This is a genomic window from Neorhizobium sp. SOG26 (genome assembly GCF_003491345.1).
GTDB lineage: Bacteria > Pseudomonadota > Alphaproteobacteria > Rhizobiales > Rhizobiaceae > Neorhizobium > Neorhizobium turbinariae.
Genome location: NZ_CP025512.1, coordinates 101,037 through 115,918, shown reverse-complemented (window position 1 = coordinate 115,918; position 14,882 = coordinate 101,037). Strand labels below are relative to the sequence as shown.

General features: G+C 62.1%; 15 protein-coding genes, 1 tRNA gene and 1 riboswitch. Of the genes, 4 read left to right on the top strand and 12 right to left on the bottom strand.

The window, feature by feature from the left end; translation table 11 throughout:
• Positions 1-35 precede the first annotated feature (35 nt).
• The 3 genes from CYG48_RS00580 to CYG48_RS00570 all read right to left on the bottom strand — a co-directional run bounded on the left by CYG48_RS00580 (position 36) and on the right by CYG48_RS00570 (position 1,563).
• Positions 36-224 (bottom strand): hypothetical protein, encoded by a 189-nt coding sequence (locus CYG48_RS00580; RefSeq protein WP_118848607.1) that lies wholly within the window; start codon positions 222-224, stop codon positions 36-38.
• Between the two features lie 117 nt (positions 225-341).
• Positions 342-415 (bottom strand) — tRNA-Gly (locus tag CYG48_RS00575).
• Between the two features lie 53 nt (positions 416-468).
• Positions 469-1,563, bottom strand: a complete 1,095-nt coding sequence (locus tag CYG48_RS00570; protein ID WP_199925261.1) for a 2'-deoxycytidine 5'-triphosphate deaminase — start codon at positions 1,561-1,563, stop codon at positions 469-471.
• A gap of 83 nt (positions 1,564-1,646) precedes the next feature.
• Positions 1,647-1,725, top strand: a riboswitch (SAM riboswitch).
• Positions 1,726-1,770: 45 nt separating this feature from the next.
• Here CYG48_RS00570 and CYG48_RS00565 point away from each other — a divergent pair.
• Both CYG48_RS00565 and apaG read left to right on the top strand, forming a co-directional pair.
• Positions 1,771-2,955, top strand: coding sequence for an O-succinylhomoserine sulfhydrylase (locus CYG48_RS00565; RefSeq protein ID WP_118848606.1), 1,185 nt, complete (start codon positions 1,771-1,773; stop codon positions 2,953-2,955).
• Between the two features lie 159 nt (positions 2,956-3,114).
• A complete protein-coding gene (apaG, locus tag CYG48_RS00560; RefSeq protein ID WP_118848605.1) occupies positions 3,115-3,507 on the top strand; it encodes a Co2+/Mg2+ efflux protein ApaG in 393 nt (130 codons plus the stop codon).
• A 52-nt stretch (positions 3,508-3,559) separates the two neighbouring features.
• Here the strand turns inward: apaG and CYG48_RS00555 are convergent, their stop codons facing one another.
• The 3 genes from CYG48_RS00555 to CYG48_RS00545 form a co-directional block, all read right to left on the bottom strand.
• The gene (locus CYG48_RS00555; RefSeq protein WP_118848604.1) at positions 3,560-4,549 is read right to left on the bottom strand and encodes an Hsp33 family molecular chaperone; all 990 of its coding nucleotides are present in this window, start codon (positions 4,547-4,549) and stop codon (positions 3,560-3,562) included.
• A 177-nt stretch (positions 4,550-4,726) separates the two neighbouring features.
• The gene (gene argF, locus CYG48_RS00550; protein WP_118848603.1) at positions 4,727-5,644 is read right to left on the bottom strand and encodes an ornithine carbamoyltransferase; all 918 of its coding nucleotides are present in this window, start codon (positions 5,642-5,644) and stop codon (positions 4,727-4,729) included.
• 48 nt (positions 5,645-5,692) lie between these two features.
• Positions 5,693-6,889 (bottom strand): aspartate aminotransferase family protein, encoded by a 1,197-nt coding sequence (locus tag CYG48_RS00545; RefSeq protein ID WP_118848602.1) that lies wholly within the window; start codon positions 6,887-6,889, stop codon positions 5,693-5,695.
• Between the two features lie 410 nt (positions 6,890-7,299).
• Between CYG48_RS00545 and CYG48_RS00535 the strand changes: the two genes are divergently transcribed.
• The gene (locus CYG48_RS00535; RefSeq protein WP_118848600.1) at positions 7,300-7,839 is read left to right on the top strand and encodes a GcrA family cell cycle regulator; all 540 of its coding nucleotides are present in this window, start codon (positions 7,300-7,302) and stop codon (positions 7,837-7,839) included.
• A 195-nt stretch (positions 7,840-8,034) separates the two neighbouring features.
• On the top strand, positions 8,035-8,472 hold the full coding sequence (locus tag CYG48_RS00530; RefSeq protein ID WP_118848599.1) for a PACE efflux transporter: 438 nt from the start codon (positions 8,035-8,037) through the stop codon (positions 8,470-8,472).
• Between the two features lie 6 nt (positions 8,473-8,478).
• Here the strand turns inward: CYG48_RS00530 and phoB are convergent, their stop codons facing one another.
• From phoB to CYG48_RS00500, 6 genes are all read right to left on the bottom strand, one after another.
• Positions 8,479-9,162 (bottom strand): phosphate regulon transcriptional regulator PhoB, encoded by a 684-nt coding sequence (phoB, locus tag CYG48_RS00525; RefSeq protein ID WP_118848598.1) that lies wholly within the window; start codon positions 9,160-9,162, stop codon positions 8,479-8,481.
• Positions 9,163-9,188: 26 nt separating this feature from the next.
• A complete protein-coding gene (gene phoU, locus CYG48_RS00520) occupies positions 9,189-9,902 on the bottom strand; it encodes a phosphate signaling complex protein PhoU (protein WP_118848597.1) in 714 nt (237 codons plus the stop codon).
• A gap of 43 nt (positions 9,903-9,945) precedes the next feature.
• Entirely contained in the window at positions 9,946-10,761 is an 816-nt protein-coding gene (pstB, locus tag CYG48_RS00515) for a phosphate ABC transporter ATP-binding protein PstB (RefSeq protein WP_118848596.1), read from the bottom strand.
• Positions 10,762-10,772: 11 nt separating this feature from the next.
• Positions 10,773-12,092: a phosphate ABC transporter permease PstA gene (gene pstA, locus CYG48_RS00510; protein ID WP_118848595.1), complete on the bottom strand. Its 1,320-nt coding sequence runs from the start codon at positions 12,090-12,092 to the stop codon at positions 10,773-10,775.
• Complete coding sequence (pstC, locus tag CYG48_RS00505) at positions 12,089-13,573, bottom strand: phosphate ABC transporter permease subunit PstC (RefSeq protein WP_118848594.1); 1,485 nt, start codon at positions 13,571-13,573, stop codon at positions 12,089-12,091. The genes pstA and pstC overlap by 4 nt, the downstream gene beginning before the upstream one ends.
• Positions 13,574-13,663: 90 nt before the next feature.
• The gene (locus tag CYG48_RS00500; RefSeq protein ID WP_118848593.1) at positions 13,664-14,698 is read right to left on the bottom strand and encodes a substrate-binding domain-containing protein; all 1,035 of its coding nucleotides are present in this window, start codon (positions 14,696-14,698) and stop codon (positions 13,664-13,666) included.
• Positions 14,699-14,882 lie beyond the last annotated feature (184 nt).

Below are 14,882 nucleotides of genomic sequence, written 5' to 3'. Positions count from 1 at the left end.
GCGCCGGTTTAGGCGCCAACTCCATAACCCGGCCGTCAGCCCGGCGGACGCGACAGTTCCTTGATGATCGACAGGTAGAGGCTCGCGACGCCTTCGATCTCCCTGATCAGTTCCTCGTTCGTGGCGGCCTCGGTCCAGAAGCCGGTCTGGTGCAGCCACTCGATGTCAGCACGCAGGCGCTCGATGGTTTCTTCGTGACGCTGGATACGCTCTTCCGGGGTCATGTGTCCTCCCTTGCAACTTCACCTCTGCCTCGCGGCAGTCTCTGATGGGAGGAGATAGGGCAGGTCCGCCGGCGCACCACCGCGCGTGGACCTGATGATGATATTTGGTGGAGAATCTGGAGCGGGTGAAGGGAATCGAACCCTCGTATTCAGCTTGGGAAGCTGCTGCTCTACCATTGAGCTACACCCGCCGACGCGTCAGATGTCCAACAGAAGCCGGCGGCTGTCAAGCACCGGATGCTGCTCAGGAGCGGAAGTGCTTCGAGAGTTTCAGTCCCTGCGCCTGGTAATTGGACCCAAGACCGGAGCCGTAAAGTCCTTCCGGCCGTTCGAGCATATGCTCGTAGACCAGGCGGCCGACGATCTGGCCGTCTTCGAGGATGAAGGGCACTTCGTGGCTGCGCACTTCAAGCACGGCGCGGCTTCCCCTGCCCCCGGCGGCCTCGTGGCCGAAGCCCGGATCAAAGAAGCCGGCGTAATGGACGCGGAATTCGCCCACCAGCGGGTCGAAGGGTGTCATCTCGGCAGCATAAAGCGGCGGCACATGCACGGCCTCGCGCGAGACGAGGATATAGAATTCGTCCGGATCGAGGATCAGTTCGTTGCGGCCGCGGCTGTAGAGTGGCTCCCAGAAATCGAAGATGTCGTGCTGGGCCTTCTTGTCGACGTCGACCACGGCCGTGTGGTGCTTGCCGCGGTAGCCGATCAGGCCTGCCTTGTCGCCAGCAAGGTCGATCGACAGCGCAATGCCGCCGCCGGAGATGTTCGGTTTTGCCGACGCCACAAGCGTTTCGTCATTGTGGAGCTGCAGGAGATCCGGCTCGCTCAGGAGCGCGTTGCCGATGCGGAAGCGGATCTGCGACAGGCGCGAACCGCGACGCACGACGATCGGGAAGGTGCGCGGCGAGATTTCGAGGTAGAGAGGGCCGCAATAACCGGCCGGGATCTTGTCGAACTCCTGCGCGTAATCGGTGATGACGCGGGTGAAGATGTCGAGGCGGCCGGTGGAGCTCTTGGGGTTTGCAGAGGCCGACATGTTGGCCGGCAGGTCGAGACGCTCCATCAACGGCACGATGTAGACGCAGCCGGTTTCAAGCACCGCGCCTTCCGACAGGTCGATCACATGCAGGCTCAACCGGTCGAGCTTGTCCGAAACGAGGCTGTTCGGGCCCGGCATGAAGCTCGCACGCACGCGGAATGCCTTGGCGCCCAGGCGCAGGTCGAGGCTTGCCGGCTGGATCTGATCGCGATCCAGTTCCTTCTCGGCAATCAACCGCTTCGTTTCAAACAGTTCCGCAACCGCGCGGTCGGCCAGAATTCCCGTTGTCCGAGCCATCATGCTCACCCTTGGCTCCCATATTTTCAGGGGCCGACAAAACCAAATGCTTGCCATTGACGCAAGCGGCCCACGGCGCTATGGCAATCTTATCCCGTGGTGATTTGGCCGGTCGGCTTGCAGCCACGTTAAATAAGTGGCTAAAAGGACCGGGTGCGAAACCGGTCTGCTTTTTGCGGCCGGTTTTTTTGTTTTGGAATGAGGACCAGCATGACAAACAAATGGCGCCCGGCGACCCAGCTCGTTCACGGGGGAACACTCCGCTCGCAGTTCGGCGAAATGTCCGAAGCGATCTACATGACGCAGGGTTTCGTCTACGAGACCTCCGAAGCGGCGGAAGCCCGTTTCAAGGGCGAGACGGAAGGTTTCATCTACGCCCGCTACGGCAGCCCCACCAATGACATGTTTGAAAAGCGCATGTGCATGCTGGAAGGCGCCGAGGACGCCCGCGCCACGGCATCCGGCATGGCCGCCGTCAGCGCCGCCATCCTTTGCCAGCTGAAGGCCGGCGACCATATCGTTGCCGCCCGCGCCCTGTTCGGCTCGTGCCGCTGGGTGGTGGAAACGCTGGCGCCGAAATACGGCATCGAATGTACGCTCGTTGACGGGCGATCGCTCGAAAACTGGGAAAAGGCGATCACGCCGAAGACCAAGGTTTTCTTCCTGGAAAGCCCGACCAACCCGACGCTCGAAGTGGTCGATATTGCCGGCGTTGCCAAGCTTGCCAACCAGATCGGCGCAAAGGTGGTGGTGGACAACGTGTTCGCAACGCCGCTCTTCCAGAAGCCGCTCGAACTCGGCGCCCATATCGTCGTTTATTCCGCGACCAAGCATATCGACGGCCAGGGCCGTTGCCTCGGCGGCATCGTGCTGTCGGACAAGGCCTGGATCGACGAGAACCTGAGCGACTATTTCCGCCATACCGGCCCTGCCATGTCGCCGTTCAACGCCTGGACGCTGCTCAAGGGCGTCGAGACGCTGCCGCTGCGCGTCAAGCAGCAGGCGGCCAATGCGGCCAAGATCGCGGATTTCCTGGCTGACCAGAAGCAGATCGCCAAGGTTATCTATCCGGGACGTGCAGACCATCCGCAGGCCGACATCATCGCCAGGCAGATGAAGGGTGGCTCGACGCTCGTCTGCTTCGAGCTGAAGGGCGGCAAGGAAGCAGCTTTCAAGCTGCAGAACGCGCTCGACGTCGTGACGATCTCCAACAACCTTGGTGATACGCGCAGTCTGATTACCCATCCGGCGACCACGACCCACAAGAACCTCAGCGAAGAAGCCCGTGCGGAACTCGGCATCTCGGCCGGCACCGTTCGCCTGTCGGCCGGCATCGAGGACACCGACGATCTCCTGGAAGATTTCGCCCAGGCGCTTGCCAAGGTCGGCGCCTGACGCTGCAGCCTTCATAGGGTGGATCCGTGAAAGATTCACCCTATCGATTACCCTTAAGATCAAGAATGCGGGGGGCTGCCAGCCCCCAGGCGGCGAGATTTCTTGACCTTTTATCGCTTGCGTACAATATCGCGTAGCTGAGTTCCGTTGAGGTGCAACATGTATCGCGCCCGCACAAGAGATATCGAGGTTTCGGTCGAGCCTTATTACCTGGAGGAGCAATCCTGCCCGGAAGACAGCCGGTATGTCTGGGGCTACCGGATCGTGATCGAGAACCACTCGCCGCTCACCGTCAAGCTCGTGCACCGCTACTGGAACATCACCGACCAGAACGGCATCGTCGACGAGATCGATGGACCGGGCGTGGTGGGTGAGCAACCGCAGCTCAAACCCGGCGACAGCTACGAATATTCCTCAGGCTGCCCGCTTGATACGCCGTCCGGCGTCATGTTCGGCCATTACGAGATGGTGACCGACGAGGGCGAAGCCTTCCATGTGACCATTCCAGCGTTCTCGCTGGACAGCCCAGGGCTGATGCGCGTCCTCAACTGACAAAAAAGGCGGGACTTGCGCCCCGCCTTCAGTTTCTTCAACCCGCAACGCCTCAGGCGTCGGCAAATTCCGTCGCCTCGTAGCGATAGGTGGTCGAGCAGAATTCGCAGGTGACGGAGATGCGCCCGTCCTCCTGGCTTGCCTCGATTTCCTCGGCGCTGAAGCCATCCAGCACGCTCTTGATCCGTTCACGCGAACAGCTGCAGCGATCAAGCACCGGCTGCGGCTCGTAGACGCGCACGCCGCGCTCATGGAAGAGGCGGAACAGCAGCCGTTCGATCGGCACCTGCGGATCGGTCAGTTCGTCCGTGTCGATGGTCTCGACCAGCGTGCGGGCCTCGTTCCAGGCATCGTCCTCGGTCCAATCCGTTTCGCTCTCGTCGCCATCGCCGCCATGCAGATCCGGGTGGCGCATGCGCTCCGGCGCTTCCGGCAGGAACTGCGCAACAAGGCCACCGGCGCGCCAGTTGTGGCGGGCCTTGCCGTTGTCGTCACGATCGTAGAGTTCGGCCACGCCGAGGCGCACCTTGGTCGGTATCTGCTCGGACTGCCGGAAATACACACCAGCGATTTCTTCCAGCGACGAGCCGTCGAGCGGCACGATGCCCTGGTAAGGCGTCATGCCGCGGCCCTGGTCGATGGTGAAGGCGAGGATGCCTTCGCCCAACAGGTCAGGCGGCGTCGTCTTTCCGGCCTCTACAGCTTCGGCAAGCCGCTCCTCATTGTAGCGGGCATAGGCGCGAAGGCTCTGCGGCGTCGAAAAATCGGCAACCAGCAGGTCCACCGGTCCGTCGCTCTTGGTCTGCACCGTGAACTTGCCGTCAAACTTCAACGAGGTGCCGAGCAGCGCGGTGAGCACGATGGCTTCGGAAAGTAGCCGGGCAACCGGGGCCGGATATTCGTGACGCTCCAGGATGGCGTTGAGCAACGGCCCGAGCTGCACGGCGCGACCGCGCACATCAAGACCTTCCACCTGGAAAGGAACGACGCGGTCGTCTCCGGCAAAGTCGAGTTCGTTGAGTTCTACAGTCGCTTCCGCCATGACCTACTCCTTCGCGCCGACAGGGGCCTTTTACACATGCGCGCACCCAAGCGGAACCACCGGGCGGGGATGAAAAGCGTCGACGATGTTTGTTGAAGCGCCTCGAGCTCTGTCAGGAAGCGCACCTGAAAGCCGGTAGATGGTACCAGCTTTTGCCGAATTCAAGTTGTTGGACGCTCAGACAGCGCCCAGGCACCAGGCGAGGATCGACTTCTGGGCGTGCAACCGGTTTTCCGCTTCGTCGAAGACCACCGACTGCGGTCCGTCGATCACCTCGTCGGTCACCTCCTCGCCGCGATGTGCCGGCAGGCAGTGCATGAACAGCGCGTCCTTGTCGGCGTGCTTCATCAGCTCGCCATTGACCTGGTACGGCTGGAAGATGTTGTGGCCGCGCGCCTTGTGTTCCTGGTTCATCGACACCCATGTGTCGGTGACGACGCAATCGGCACCCGCCACGGCGCGCTCGGCATCATGGCAGAGCATGATGTTGCCGCCGTTGTTGCGTGCCCAGTTCAGGAACTTGTCATGCGGCTCGGAGCCCATCGGCACCGCCATGTTCATCCGGTAACCGAAGCGTGCCGCACCTTCGACAAAGGAATGGAGCACGTTGTTGCCGTCGCCGGTCCAGGCGATCGTCCTGCCTTCGATCGACCCGCGATGCTCCTCGAAGGTCATGATGTCTGCCATGATCTGGCAGGGATGCGTGTCGTCGGTCAGCGCGTTGATGACCGGCACCGTTGCGTGTTCGGCAAGCTCCAGCATGCGGGCGTGATCCGTGGTGCGGATCATGATCGCGTCGACGTAACGGGACAGGACCTTGGCCGTGTCGCCGATCGTTTCGGCGCGGCCAAGCTGCATTTCCGTGCCCGACAGGAACAGCGTCTCGCCGCCGAGCTGGCGCATGCCGACATCAAAGGAAACGCGGGTACGGGTCGACGGCTTTTCGAAGATCATCGCCAGGACCTTGCCGGCCAGCGGCTTTTCCGCCGTGCCCGCCTTCGTCGCCTGCTTTCGAACCTTGGCGTCTTCAAGAATGACGCGCAGATCCGCGGGGGAGACTGCGGAAAGATCAAGGAAATGCTTCGGAGATGCCATGTTCTGCTTCCTATGAAGAGGGAACCGTCAGGCGCCCTCTCTCACCCTTCAGGCCGATTTCTTCATGTTGGCTGCGGTGAGCTTTTCCGCTGCCTTCTCGATGCGTGCCAGACCCTCGCGAGCCTCATCAACGGTGACCGTCAACGGCGGCAGCAGGCGCACGACGTTATCTCCGGCCGGTACGGCCAGCATGTGCTCGTCGCGCATGGCGCCCACGAGTTCGCCGGCAGGCACCTTGGCCTTGATGCCGAGCAGGAGGCCTTCGCCGCGAATATCCTCGATGATGTTCGGGAAACGATCCTTGAGGCTTGCGAGCCCCTGGCGGAAGAAGAGCGAGACGTCGCGGACACGCTCCAGGAACCCCTCCTCCAGCATGACATCGAGGACGGCATTGCCGACCGCCATGCCGAGCGGGTTGCCCCCGTAGGTCGTTCCATGCGTGCCAGCCGTCATGCCCGAGGCAGCTTCTGCCGTGGCAAGGCAGGCGCCCAGCGGATAGCCGCCGCCGATACCCTTGGCGAGCGCCATGATGTCCGGGGTCACGCCGGTCAGTTCATGGGCGAAAAGCTTGCCGGTACGGCCCATGCCGCACTGGACTTCGTCGAAGATCAGCAGCAGGCCGTTGTCGTCGCAGAGCTTGCGCAGCGTCTGGAGGAATTCCTTCGGCACCGGACGGATACCGCCCTCGCCCTGAATCGGCTCGATGAGGATCGCTGCGGTGTTCTCGTTGATCGCCGCCTTCAGAGCCTCGACATCACCGAACGGGACCTGGTCGAAACCTTGGACCTTGGGGCCAAAGCCTTCCAGGTACTTTGCCTGGCCGCCGGCCGCGATCGTCGCCAAGGTGCGGCCGTGGAAGGCGCCTTCGAAGGTGATGATGTGGAAGCGGTCCGGGTGGCCCTTGGTGTACTGGTAGCGGCGCGCGGTCTTGATGGCGCATTCCAGCGCTTCCGCACCGGAGTTCGTGAAGAACACCTTGTCCGCAAAGGAGTTGTCAGCCAGCCGGCGCGACAGCGTGTCCTGGCCGGTCACATCGAACAGGTTCGATGTATGCCAGACTTTTTCGGCTTGCGACTTCAGCGCCTCGACGAGGTGCGGATGCGCGTGACCGAGCGAGTTGACCGCGATGCCGGAACCGAAGTCGAGATATCGCTCGCCACCTTCCGTCACGAGCCAGACACCCTCGCCTCGCTCGAAGCGCAGCGGAGCCCGGGCAAAAGTGTCGAAAAGCGCCGATTCAGCCATGGCGACATCACTCCTAAAGCCAGTCATCGCCGAGCGTCCCAAAAGCCCGGCGCAACAATTAAAAATGCCGCCCACAGGGCGGCGGTGGCACTATTGATCCTTCACCCGGGCTTGTCAACAAATCCCGGGCTTTCAGCGGCATTTCAGCGGATTTTATCGCCTGGGTTGATCTGTGGCAAAAATGACTCGCCCGGACAGCAAGTTGGGGAAAACCGCAAAATCGATTCGCGCTGATTCCACCGACTCTTGCCACGGAGTCAGCGTGGCACTAGGTTAATCATCAATTACTAGAACGCATGCGGCGGAACTAGTCACCTACATCATAGATATAGTGGTTGCTGCGGAATGTTTTCCGCAGCAAGGGTGGAAGGATTCTGCATGCCAGCAACGTTCAAAGGCGGAGAACGGGCATGAACTGGACAGACGAGCGCGTCGAAAAACTCAAGAAGCTTTGGGCCGAAGGCCTCAGCGCCAGCCAGATCGCGGCACAACTTGGAGGCGTAAGCCGAAATGCCGTGATCGGCAAGGTGCACCGCCTCAGCCTGCCCGGCCGAGCCAAGGCAGGTGGCGGTTCGGTAGCCAGCAATCGTGCGGCGGCTCCCAAGCGCGCGACCTCCGCGCCTCGCGCCCCGAACTTCGCTTCGCGCGTTGCCACCAAGACGGTGACCCGCCCGGTTGGCGCGACCGTTCTCAAGGAAGAGATCGAAGTCGAAGCCTACGAGGAAATGGAATTCCGCCCGGCAAGCAACGTTGTCGTGCCGATCTCGCGTCGCCTGGGCCTGACGGAACTGACCGAGCGCACCTGCAAGTGGCCGGTTGGCGACCCGCTGAAGGACGACTTCCACTTCTGCGGCTGCGAAGCCCGCGAAGCCTCTCCTTATTGCGGCTACCATGCAAAACTGGCCTACCAGCCGGTGCATGACCGCCGCCGGGCCGTTGCCCGCGCCTGATCGGGCAACATAGCGACATTTCAAGAGCGGGCCACAGGCCCGCTTTTTTGTGCCTGCCGCGCGGGCATAGCTGGTTTGCGCCAGCGCTCTTGTCCCCTCGCCCCGGATTGATTATCTCAAGCCTTGAGAGGACGACCTCCCCCTGATGGGCCTGAACTTCGGGACGACCCGGAACAACCCGTATAGGGGTTTGCCATGCGCTCGACACGCGACCGTATCCGTCACGCCTTAAGCTTCGAAATCATCGCTCTTCTGATCGTCACGCCGCTCGGTGCGCTGTTCTTCCACAAGCCGATCGAGGACATTGGCGTGATCGCCGTCGGCGGCGCCACCATCGCGACCGGCTGGAACTACCTCTACAATCTCGGCTTCGACCACCTGATGCGGCGGATGACCGGCGGCACGCAGAAATCACCCGCGATCCGCGTGGCGCACTCGATCCTGTTCGAGCTTGGCCTGCTGATCGTGCTCCTGCCGTTCGTGGCCTGGTATCTCGACATCAGCCTCTGGGAAGCGCTGGTGATGGATATCGCCTTTGCGCTGTTCTACGTGGCCTATGCCTTCGTCTTCAACTGGGCTTACGACCGGATTTTCCCGCTGCCGGAATGGAAAGAGCAGGCCGAGGCGCGCTGAAGCGCCTCAGGCCTCCATCGAATAGCCCGCACCCCGAACGGTGCGGATCACATCCTGCATGTTGGAGAAGTTGAGCGCCTTGCGGAGGCGCCCGACATGGACGTCGACGGTGCGCTCATCGACATAGATGTCGTGGCCCCAGACGCCATCCAGCAGCTGCGAACGTGAGAACACGCGGCCGGGAGAGGCCATCAGGAACTCCAGGAGGCGGAATTCTGTGGGCCCAAGCCGCACCTCACGGCTCTTGCGGTGGACGCGATGGGTCTCGCGATCGAGCTCGATATCACCGCAGCGAAGGACGCTGGACAGCACTTCCGGGCGCGCCCGCCGCAGCATCGCCTTGACGCGCGCCATCAGCTCCGGCGTCGAGAAGGGCTTGACCACATAATCGTCTGCCCCCGTGGCAAGACCCCGGACCCGCTCGCTTTCCTCGCCACGCGCCGTCAGCATGATGATCGGCAGGCGCTCGGTTTCGGGTCGGGCGCGCAGGCGACGGCAAAGCTCGATGCCGGAAACGCCCGGCAGCATCCAGTCGAGGATCAAGAGATCCGGGGTGCGCTCCTGCAGCCGGATCTCGGCTTCATCGCCCCGCATGATCGTTTCGACATCGTAACCCTCAGCTTCAAGGTTGTAGCGGAGAAGCACGCTCAGCGCCTCCTCATCCTCTACGACAGCAATCCGTGGCAGCATGTGAGGCCAGCTCCGTCAGCGTTGGCTTACTTGGTGATCGCGCCGAGCCTGTTCGACGAGTCGTCCTTCGGCCGATCGCCTTCCGGCTGCGAGCCGGTCTTCATGTAATAGATGGTCTCGGCGATGTTGGTCGCGTGGTCGCCGATGCGCTCGATGTTCTTGGCGCAGAACAGGAGATGCGTGCAGGGGGTGATGTTGCGCGGATCTTCCATCATGTAAGTCAGGAGCTCGCGAAACAGCGAGGTGTACATCGCGTCGATTTCCTCGTCGCGGACGCGGATCGCCTCGGCCTTCTCCGCCGAGCGGTTGGCGAACACATCCAGCACCTCCTTGAGCTGCACGAGCGCAAGGTCCGACAGATGTTCAAGGCCGCGGGCAAGCTTGCGCGGCACGCCGGAGCCTTGGACGGCGATGACGCGCTTGGCGATGTTCTTGCCGAGATCTCCGACGCGCTCCAGATCGGCCGCGATGCGCAAGGTGCCGACGATTTCGCGCAGGTCGGCCGCCATCGGCTGCCTCTTGGCGATCGTCAAGATCGCCTTGTCCTGGATCTCCCGCTCCGCCTGGTCGAGGATCACGTCGTCCGAGATCACCTTCTGCGCCAGCCCCGTGTCGGAGTTGATGAGAGCGCGCAGGGCGTCGGAGCACATCTCTTCGGCAAGGCCGCCCATCTCGGAGATGCGGCGGCTCAGGTATTTCAGCTCTTCGTCATAGGCAGACAGGATATGCGTCGGTGCCATTTATCGGTCCTCAAGAAATTGCGTCGGGCGGTACGTCGGCCGCTTAGCCGAACCGGCCCATGATGTAATCCTGGGTGCGCTGATCGTCCGGATTGGTGAACATCTTGTCGGTGTCGTTTTCCTCGACCAGTTGGCCAAGGTGGAACATGGCGGTGCGCTGAGAGACACGTGCGGCCTGCTGCATGGAGTGGGTGACGATGACGATCGTGTAGTTCGCCCGCAGTTCGTGGATCAGCTCCTCGACCCTGGCGGTCGCGATCGGGTCGAGAGCCGAGCACGGTTCGTCCATCAGGATGACTTCCGGTGACACGGCGATGGCGCGGGCAATACAGAGGCGCTGCTGCTGGCCGCCGGACAGCCCGGTGCCGGATTCATGCAGGCGATCCTTCACCTCTGTCCAGAGACCGGCACGCTGAAGGCTGGCTTCAACGATATGGTCCATGTCCGCCTTGTTGCGGGCGAGGCCGTGGATCTTCGGGCCATAGGCAACGTTTTCGTAAATCGACTTCGGGAACGGGTTTGGCTTCTGGAACACCATGCCGACGCGGGCGCGCAGCTCCACGACGTCGATTTCCTTGTCGTAGATGTCATCGCCATCCAGGGTGATCCTGCCCGTCACCCGGCAGTTGTCGATCGTGTCGTTCATGCGGTTCAGCGTGCGCAGGAAGGTCGACTTGCCGCAGCCCGAAGGGCCGATCAGCGCCGTGACGGTGTTTTCCCGCACGTTCAGGTTCACGTCGAAAAGGGCGCGCTTGTCGCCGTAATAGACAGAGACTTCCCGGCCGACCATCTTGTAGGACACTTCATTCATCTTCCCGTCCAGCGCCTTTTCCACTGCTGCTTCCGACATCATGTTCATTTTGGTGTTCCCTACCAGCGCCGTTCGAAGCGGCGCCGCAACAGGATCGCGCCGACATTCATCACAATCAGGAAAAGGAGCAGGATGATAATCGCTCCCGAGGTGCGCTCGACAAAAGCGCGCTCCGCTTCATTGGCCCACATGTAGATCTGCACCGGCAGCGCCGTGGACGGATCAAGCGGCGTCGTCGGGTAGTTGGCAACGAAGGCCACCATGCCGATCAGCAACAGCGGTGCGGTTTCACCAAGCGCGTGAGCGAGGCCGATGATGGTGCCGGTGAGGATGCCGGGCATGGCCAGCGGCAGGACGTGATGGAAGATCGTCTGCATCTTGGAGGCGCCAAGTCCAAGGGCCGCAGCGCGGATCGAGGGTGGCACCGCCTTGAGTGCCGCGCGCGTCGCGATGATGATCGTCGGCAGCGTCATCAGCGTCAGCACCAGCCCGCCGACCAGGGACGCCGACCGCGGCAGGCCCGCGAAGTTGATGAAGACGGCCAGCCCGAGCAGGCCGTAGACGATCGACGGAACGGCGGCGAGATTGTTGATGTTGACCTCGATAAGGTCGGTCAGCCGGTTCTTCGGGGCGAACTCCTCGAGGTAGATCGAGGCCGCAACGCCGATCGGCAGCGACAGGACGAGCACGATCAGCATCATGTAGAAGGAGCCTATCAGCGCCACACCGACACCCGCAGCCTCCGGCCGGCTGGAATTGCCGTTGACGAAGATACCGGTGTTGAAGTGCTTGGCAAGCGCGCCGCTTTCAGCGAGCTGGTTCATCCAGCCGACCTGCTTGTCGTTCACCTTGCGGTTTGCCTCCGGCACATCAAGGCTGATCTGGCCCTTGAAGGCGGAGTCGAGATCGCCGGCGGCAAGCAGGGAGACGGTTTGCGTGGTGCCGATCAGCGCCGGGTTGGCGACCACCATGTCGCGCAGCTGCGAGCGTACGCCGTCCGAGATCATCTTGTTGACGTCGCGAAGGCCAGTCCGGTCATTTTCCGCCACGCCCAGAACCTTGGCGACGGCATTGCGCGCCAGCAGTGGATAATTCGCGGTCATCAGCTTTTGCGGATTTTCTGCGCGCTCGTTCTTCGGATCGATGATCGCTTCTGTGAACTCCACCGGCACGGTGATCATCGTCTGCTGGAAGGCCGTGTAGCCCTTGGAGACGACCGAGGAGACCAGAAGGAACAGGAAAACGATGCCGAAGGTGAGCGCGGCAATGCCATAGGCGCGGAAGCGGCGTTCGGCGGCATAACGGCGCTTGATGCCGATGTCGCGTCGCGCGGGCCTGGGCCTCGCGAGCCCGGCTGCGGAGGAGATGGCATCGGTCATTCATATTGCTCCCGATACTTGCGCACGATGTAGAGCGCGTAGATGTTGAGGCACAACGTGATGGCAAACAGCGTGATGCCGAGCGCAAAGGCGACCAGCGTCTGCGGCGACGTGAATTCGAGGTCGCCCGTCAGCTGGCTGACGATCTTGACGGTGACGGTGGTCATCGGCTCGAACGGGTTCCATTGGATGCGCGCCGCGACACCTGCCGCCAGCACCACGATCATGGTTTCGCCGATGGCGCGCGAGGCGGTCATCAGGATCGCGCCGACAATACCGGGCAAGGCCGCGGGCAGCGTGACGCGCTTGATGGTTTCGGAGCGAGTGGCGCCAAGACCAAGCGAGCCGTCCCGCAGGGCGCGCGGCACGGCGGTGATGATGTCATCCGACAAGGACGAGACATAGGGGATGAGCATGATGCCCATGACAAAGCCGGCCGTCAGGACGCTTTGTGCCTGGATGAAGTTGGCATAGTTGCCGGTGACCAACCCATTGAGCTGGGAGGACAGGTCACGCAGGAAAGGTCCGACGGCCGTCAGGGCAAAGAAGCCGTAGACGATGGTCGGGATGCCGGCCAGCACTTCGAGAAGCGGCTTTGCCACCGAACGCACCTGCCGCGAGGCATATTCCGACATGTAGATGGCCGAGAACAGGCCAACGGGCACCGCGACAAGCATGGCAACAAAGCCGATATAAAGCGTGCCGAGGAGAAGCGGGATGAGGCCGAACTGGCCTTCCGAAGCGGTGGCGCCGGCTGCTGCAAAACGCGGATCCCAGACAGTGCCGAAGAAGAACTCCCAGGCGGGGACGCGGGTGAAGAAATGCGTCGCTTCCGTTAGCATCGACAGGACGATGCCGATCGTCGTCAGGATGGCGATCGAAGAGGCGACGATCAGGCTTGCCAGAACCGCCTTTTCCACCTTGTTACGGGCCCGGAAACGCGGCGCGACCCGGCTCAAGCCGAAGAAGGCTCCCGCCAGCGAGACGGCAAGCGCGGCGACCGTCATCATAGTGCGGCTTGCTGCGGTCATCTGGTTAAGGTCGCCTGCGGCCTGCACCATGAAGGGTTTTGGCTCGCCGGCCAGCGGAACACCCCTGGCGCCGAGCGCTGCACGAAGCTCGGCAGGATCACCGCCGATGCGATCGATCTCTTCTGCAGCCAACACCGACATGCCGCGGGCAAGCGAGCTGACCATGCCGAAGTTCAGGCCCTGTTCGGCCTGCGACAGCGTCGTTACCTCTTCCGGGAATTCGGAGCGTACGGCCGCGTTGATATAAAGCGGGCTGGCAATCAGCCATAGGACAAGAAGGGCAAGTGCCGGAAGCAGCGCCCAGAGCGCCACGAAGGAACCGTAATAGCCGGGTCGGGAGTGCAGCCTGGAGGAGGCGCCGCGGGCAATCGCATTAGCGCGCCAGACGCCGGCGGCATATGCGGCAACACCGATGACCGCCAGGATCGGCAAAAGGATCGACGTACTCATTCTATCTCCCGGCGCCCCGCCAGCGACTGCTTGCCGCCAACTCCGCCACATGAAAATCGGCGCCGCCCCTGGAGGCGGCGCCGCAGGCGATTACATGGTCTTGCCGGCCAAAACGTCGGTGCGCACCTGTTCGCGCTGGTCATCCGGCGCGGCAACCAGGCCATATTCGGCAAGCGGGCTGTCCGGGCCGATCATGTCGTCGGACACGAAGAACTCGACATATTCCTTGAGGCCCGGGATCACGCCGAGATGCGCCTTCTTGACGTAGAAGAAGAGCGGCCGGGATACCGGATATTCGCCGGACGAGATCGTTTCCACCGATGGCACGACGTCCTTGACGGTGGCGACCTTCAGCTTGTCCATGTTGTTTTCGTAGAAGGCGAGCCCGAAGACGCCGAGACCGGTCTTGTTGGCGGCGATACGGGTCAGCGTTTCAGTATAGTCGCCATCGATATCGACCGCTGCTCCATCCTTGCGGACTGCGACGCATTTGGCGGCCGCCTGCTTGGCATCGGTAATCGCAGCCTTGATGACTTCCTGGGCGCCAGCTTCCTTGCAGCCTTCCGCCATGATCTTCTCTTCGAAGACTTCCCGGGTGCCGTGCTTGGAGCCCGGGATGTAGGCGGCGATCGGGCCCTGCGGCAGGGTCGGGTTGATCTCCGACCAGTTCTTGTAGGGGTTGGCGACGAGCTTGCCGTCCACGACAACTTCAGCGGCAAGCGCCTTGTAGAGGTCCTTCGGCTCGATCTTCATGTCGCCGTTGCTGGACGCGGCCGCAAACACGATGCCGTCATAACCGATGCGGATTTCCTGGATGTCTGTGACACCCGCGGCCTTGCAGGCTTCCAACTCGTTCTTGTTGATCGGGCGCGAGGCATTGGCGATGTCGATCGTGCCTTCGCCAACACCGGCACAGAAGGCCTTGAGACCGCCGCCGGTTCCGCCGGATTCAACCACCGGCGCCTTGAAGTCCGGGAAGGTCTCGGCAAAAGTTTCAGCTACGATCTTGGCATAGGGAAGAACAGTCGAGGAGCCAGCGATCTGGACCTGGTCGCGTGCGGCGGCGGCGCCTGCAAAGGCAACAGAGGCCACGAGGGCTGCTGCAGAAAGTTTCAGCATGGTCATAGGTGTCTCCCGAAAGGGCTGGTGTGAATGCGGAGGTCGCCAGCTCTGGCTTTTGCCGATGTCCGGCCCGCATCTCTTAGCTCCCGTAGCTCCACCCTTTTATGTCAGTTCGGTGAAACATTTGTGACACGCTAACGTGCTGACTTCGCTTGGCTTTCAGGGACGCGGTATGGAGGCAACGGCC

Excerpts from the sequence above, each read along its gene's own strand:
- CYG48_RS00580 (WP_118848607.1), bottom strand. The coding sequence starts at position 224 with ATGACCCCGGAAGAGCGTATCCAGCGTCACGAAGAAACCATCGAGCGC.
- CYG48_RS00570 (WP_199925261.1), bottom strand. The coding sequence starts at position 1,563 with ATGATGGCTCGGACAACGGGAATTCTGGCCGACCGCGCGGTTGCGGAA.
- CYG48_RS00565 (WP_118848606.1), top strand. The coding sequence starts at position 1,771 with ATGACAAACAAATGGCGCCCGGCGACCCAGCTCGTTCACGGGGGAACA.
- apaG (WP_118848605.1), top strand. The coding sequence starts at position 3,115 with ATGTATCGCGCCCGCACAAGAGATATCGAGGTTTCGGTCGAGCCTTAT.
- CYG48_RS00555 (WP_118848604.1), bottom strand. The coding sequence starts at position 4,549 with ATGGCGGAAGCGACTGTAGAACTCAACGAACTCGACTTTGCCGGAGAC.
- argF (WP_118848603.1), bottom strand. The coding sequence starts at position 5,644 with ATGGCATCTCCGAAGCATTTCCTTGATCTTTCCGCAGTCTCCCCCGCG.
- CYG48_RS00545 (WP_118848602.1), bottom strand. The coding sequence starts at position 6,889 with ATGGCTGAATCGGCGCTTTTCGACACTTTTGCCCGGGCTCCGCTGCGC.
- CYG48_RS00535 (WP_118848600.1), top strand. The coding sequence starts at position 7,300 with ATGAACTGGACAGACGAGCGCGTCGAAAAACTCAAGAAGCTTTGGGCC.
- CYG48_RS00530 (WP_118848599.1), top strand. The coding sequence starts at position 8,035 with ATGCGCTCGACACGCGACCGTATCCGTCACGCCTTAAGCTTCGAAATC.
- phoB (WP_118848598.1), bottom strand. The coding sequence starts at position 9,162 with ATGCTGCCACGGATTGCTGTCGTAGAGGATGAGGAGGCGCTGAGCGTG.
- phoU (WP_118848597.1), bottom strand. The coding sequence starts at position 9,902 with ATGGCACCGACGCATATCCTGTCTGCCTATGACGAAGAGCTGAAATAC.
- pstB (WP_118848596.1), bottom strand. The coding sequence starts at position 10,761 with ATGAACATGATGTCGGAAGCAGCAGTGGAAAAGGCGCTGGACGGGAAG.
- pstA (WP_118848595.1), bottom strand. The coding sequence starts at position 12,092 with ATGACCGATGCCATCTCCTCCGCAGCCGGGCTCGCGAGGCCCAGGCCC.
- pstC (WP_118848594.1), bottom strand. The coding sequence starts at position 13,573 with ATGAGTACGTCGATCCTTTTGCCGATCCTGGCGGTCATCGGTGTTGCC.
- CYG48_RS00500 (WP_118848593.1), bottom strand. The coding sequence starts at position 14,698 with ATGACCATGCTGAAACTTTCTGCAGCAGCCCTCGTGGCCTCTGTTGCC.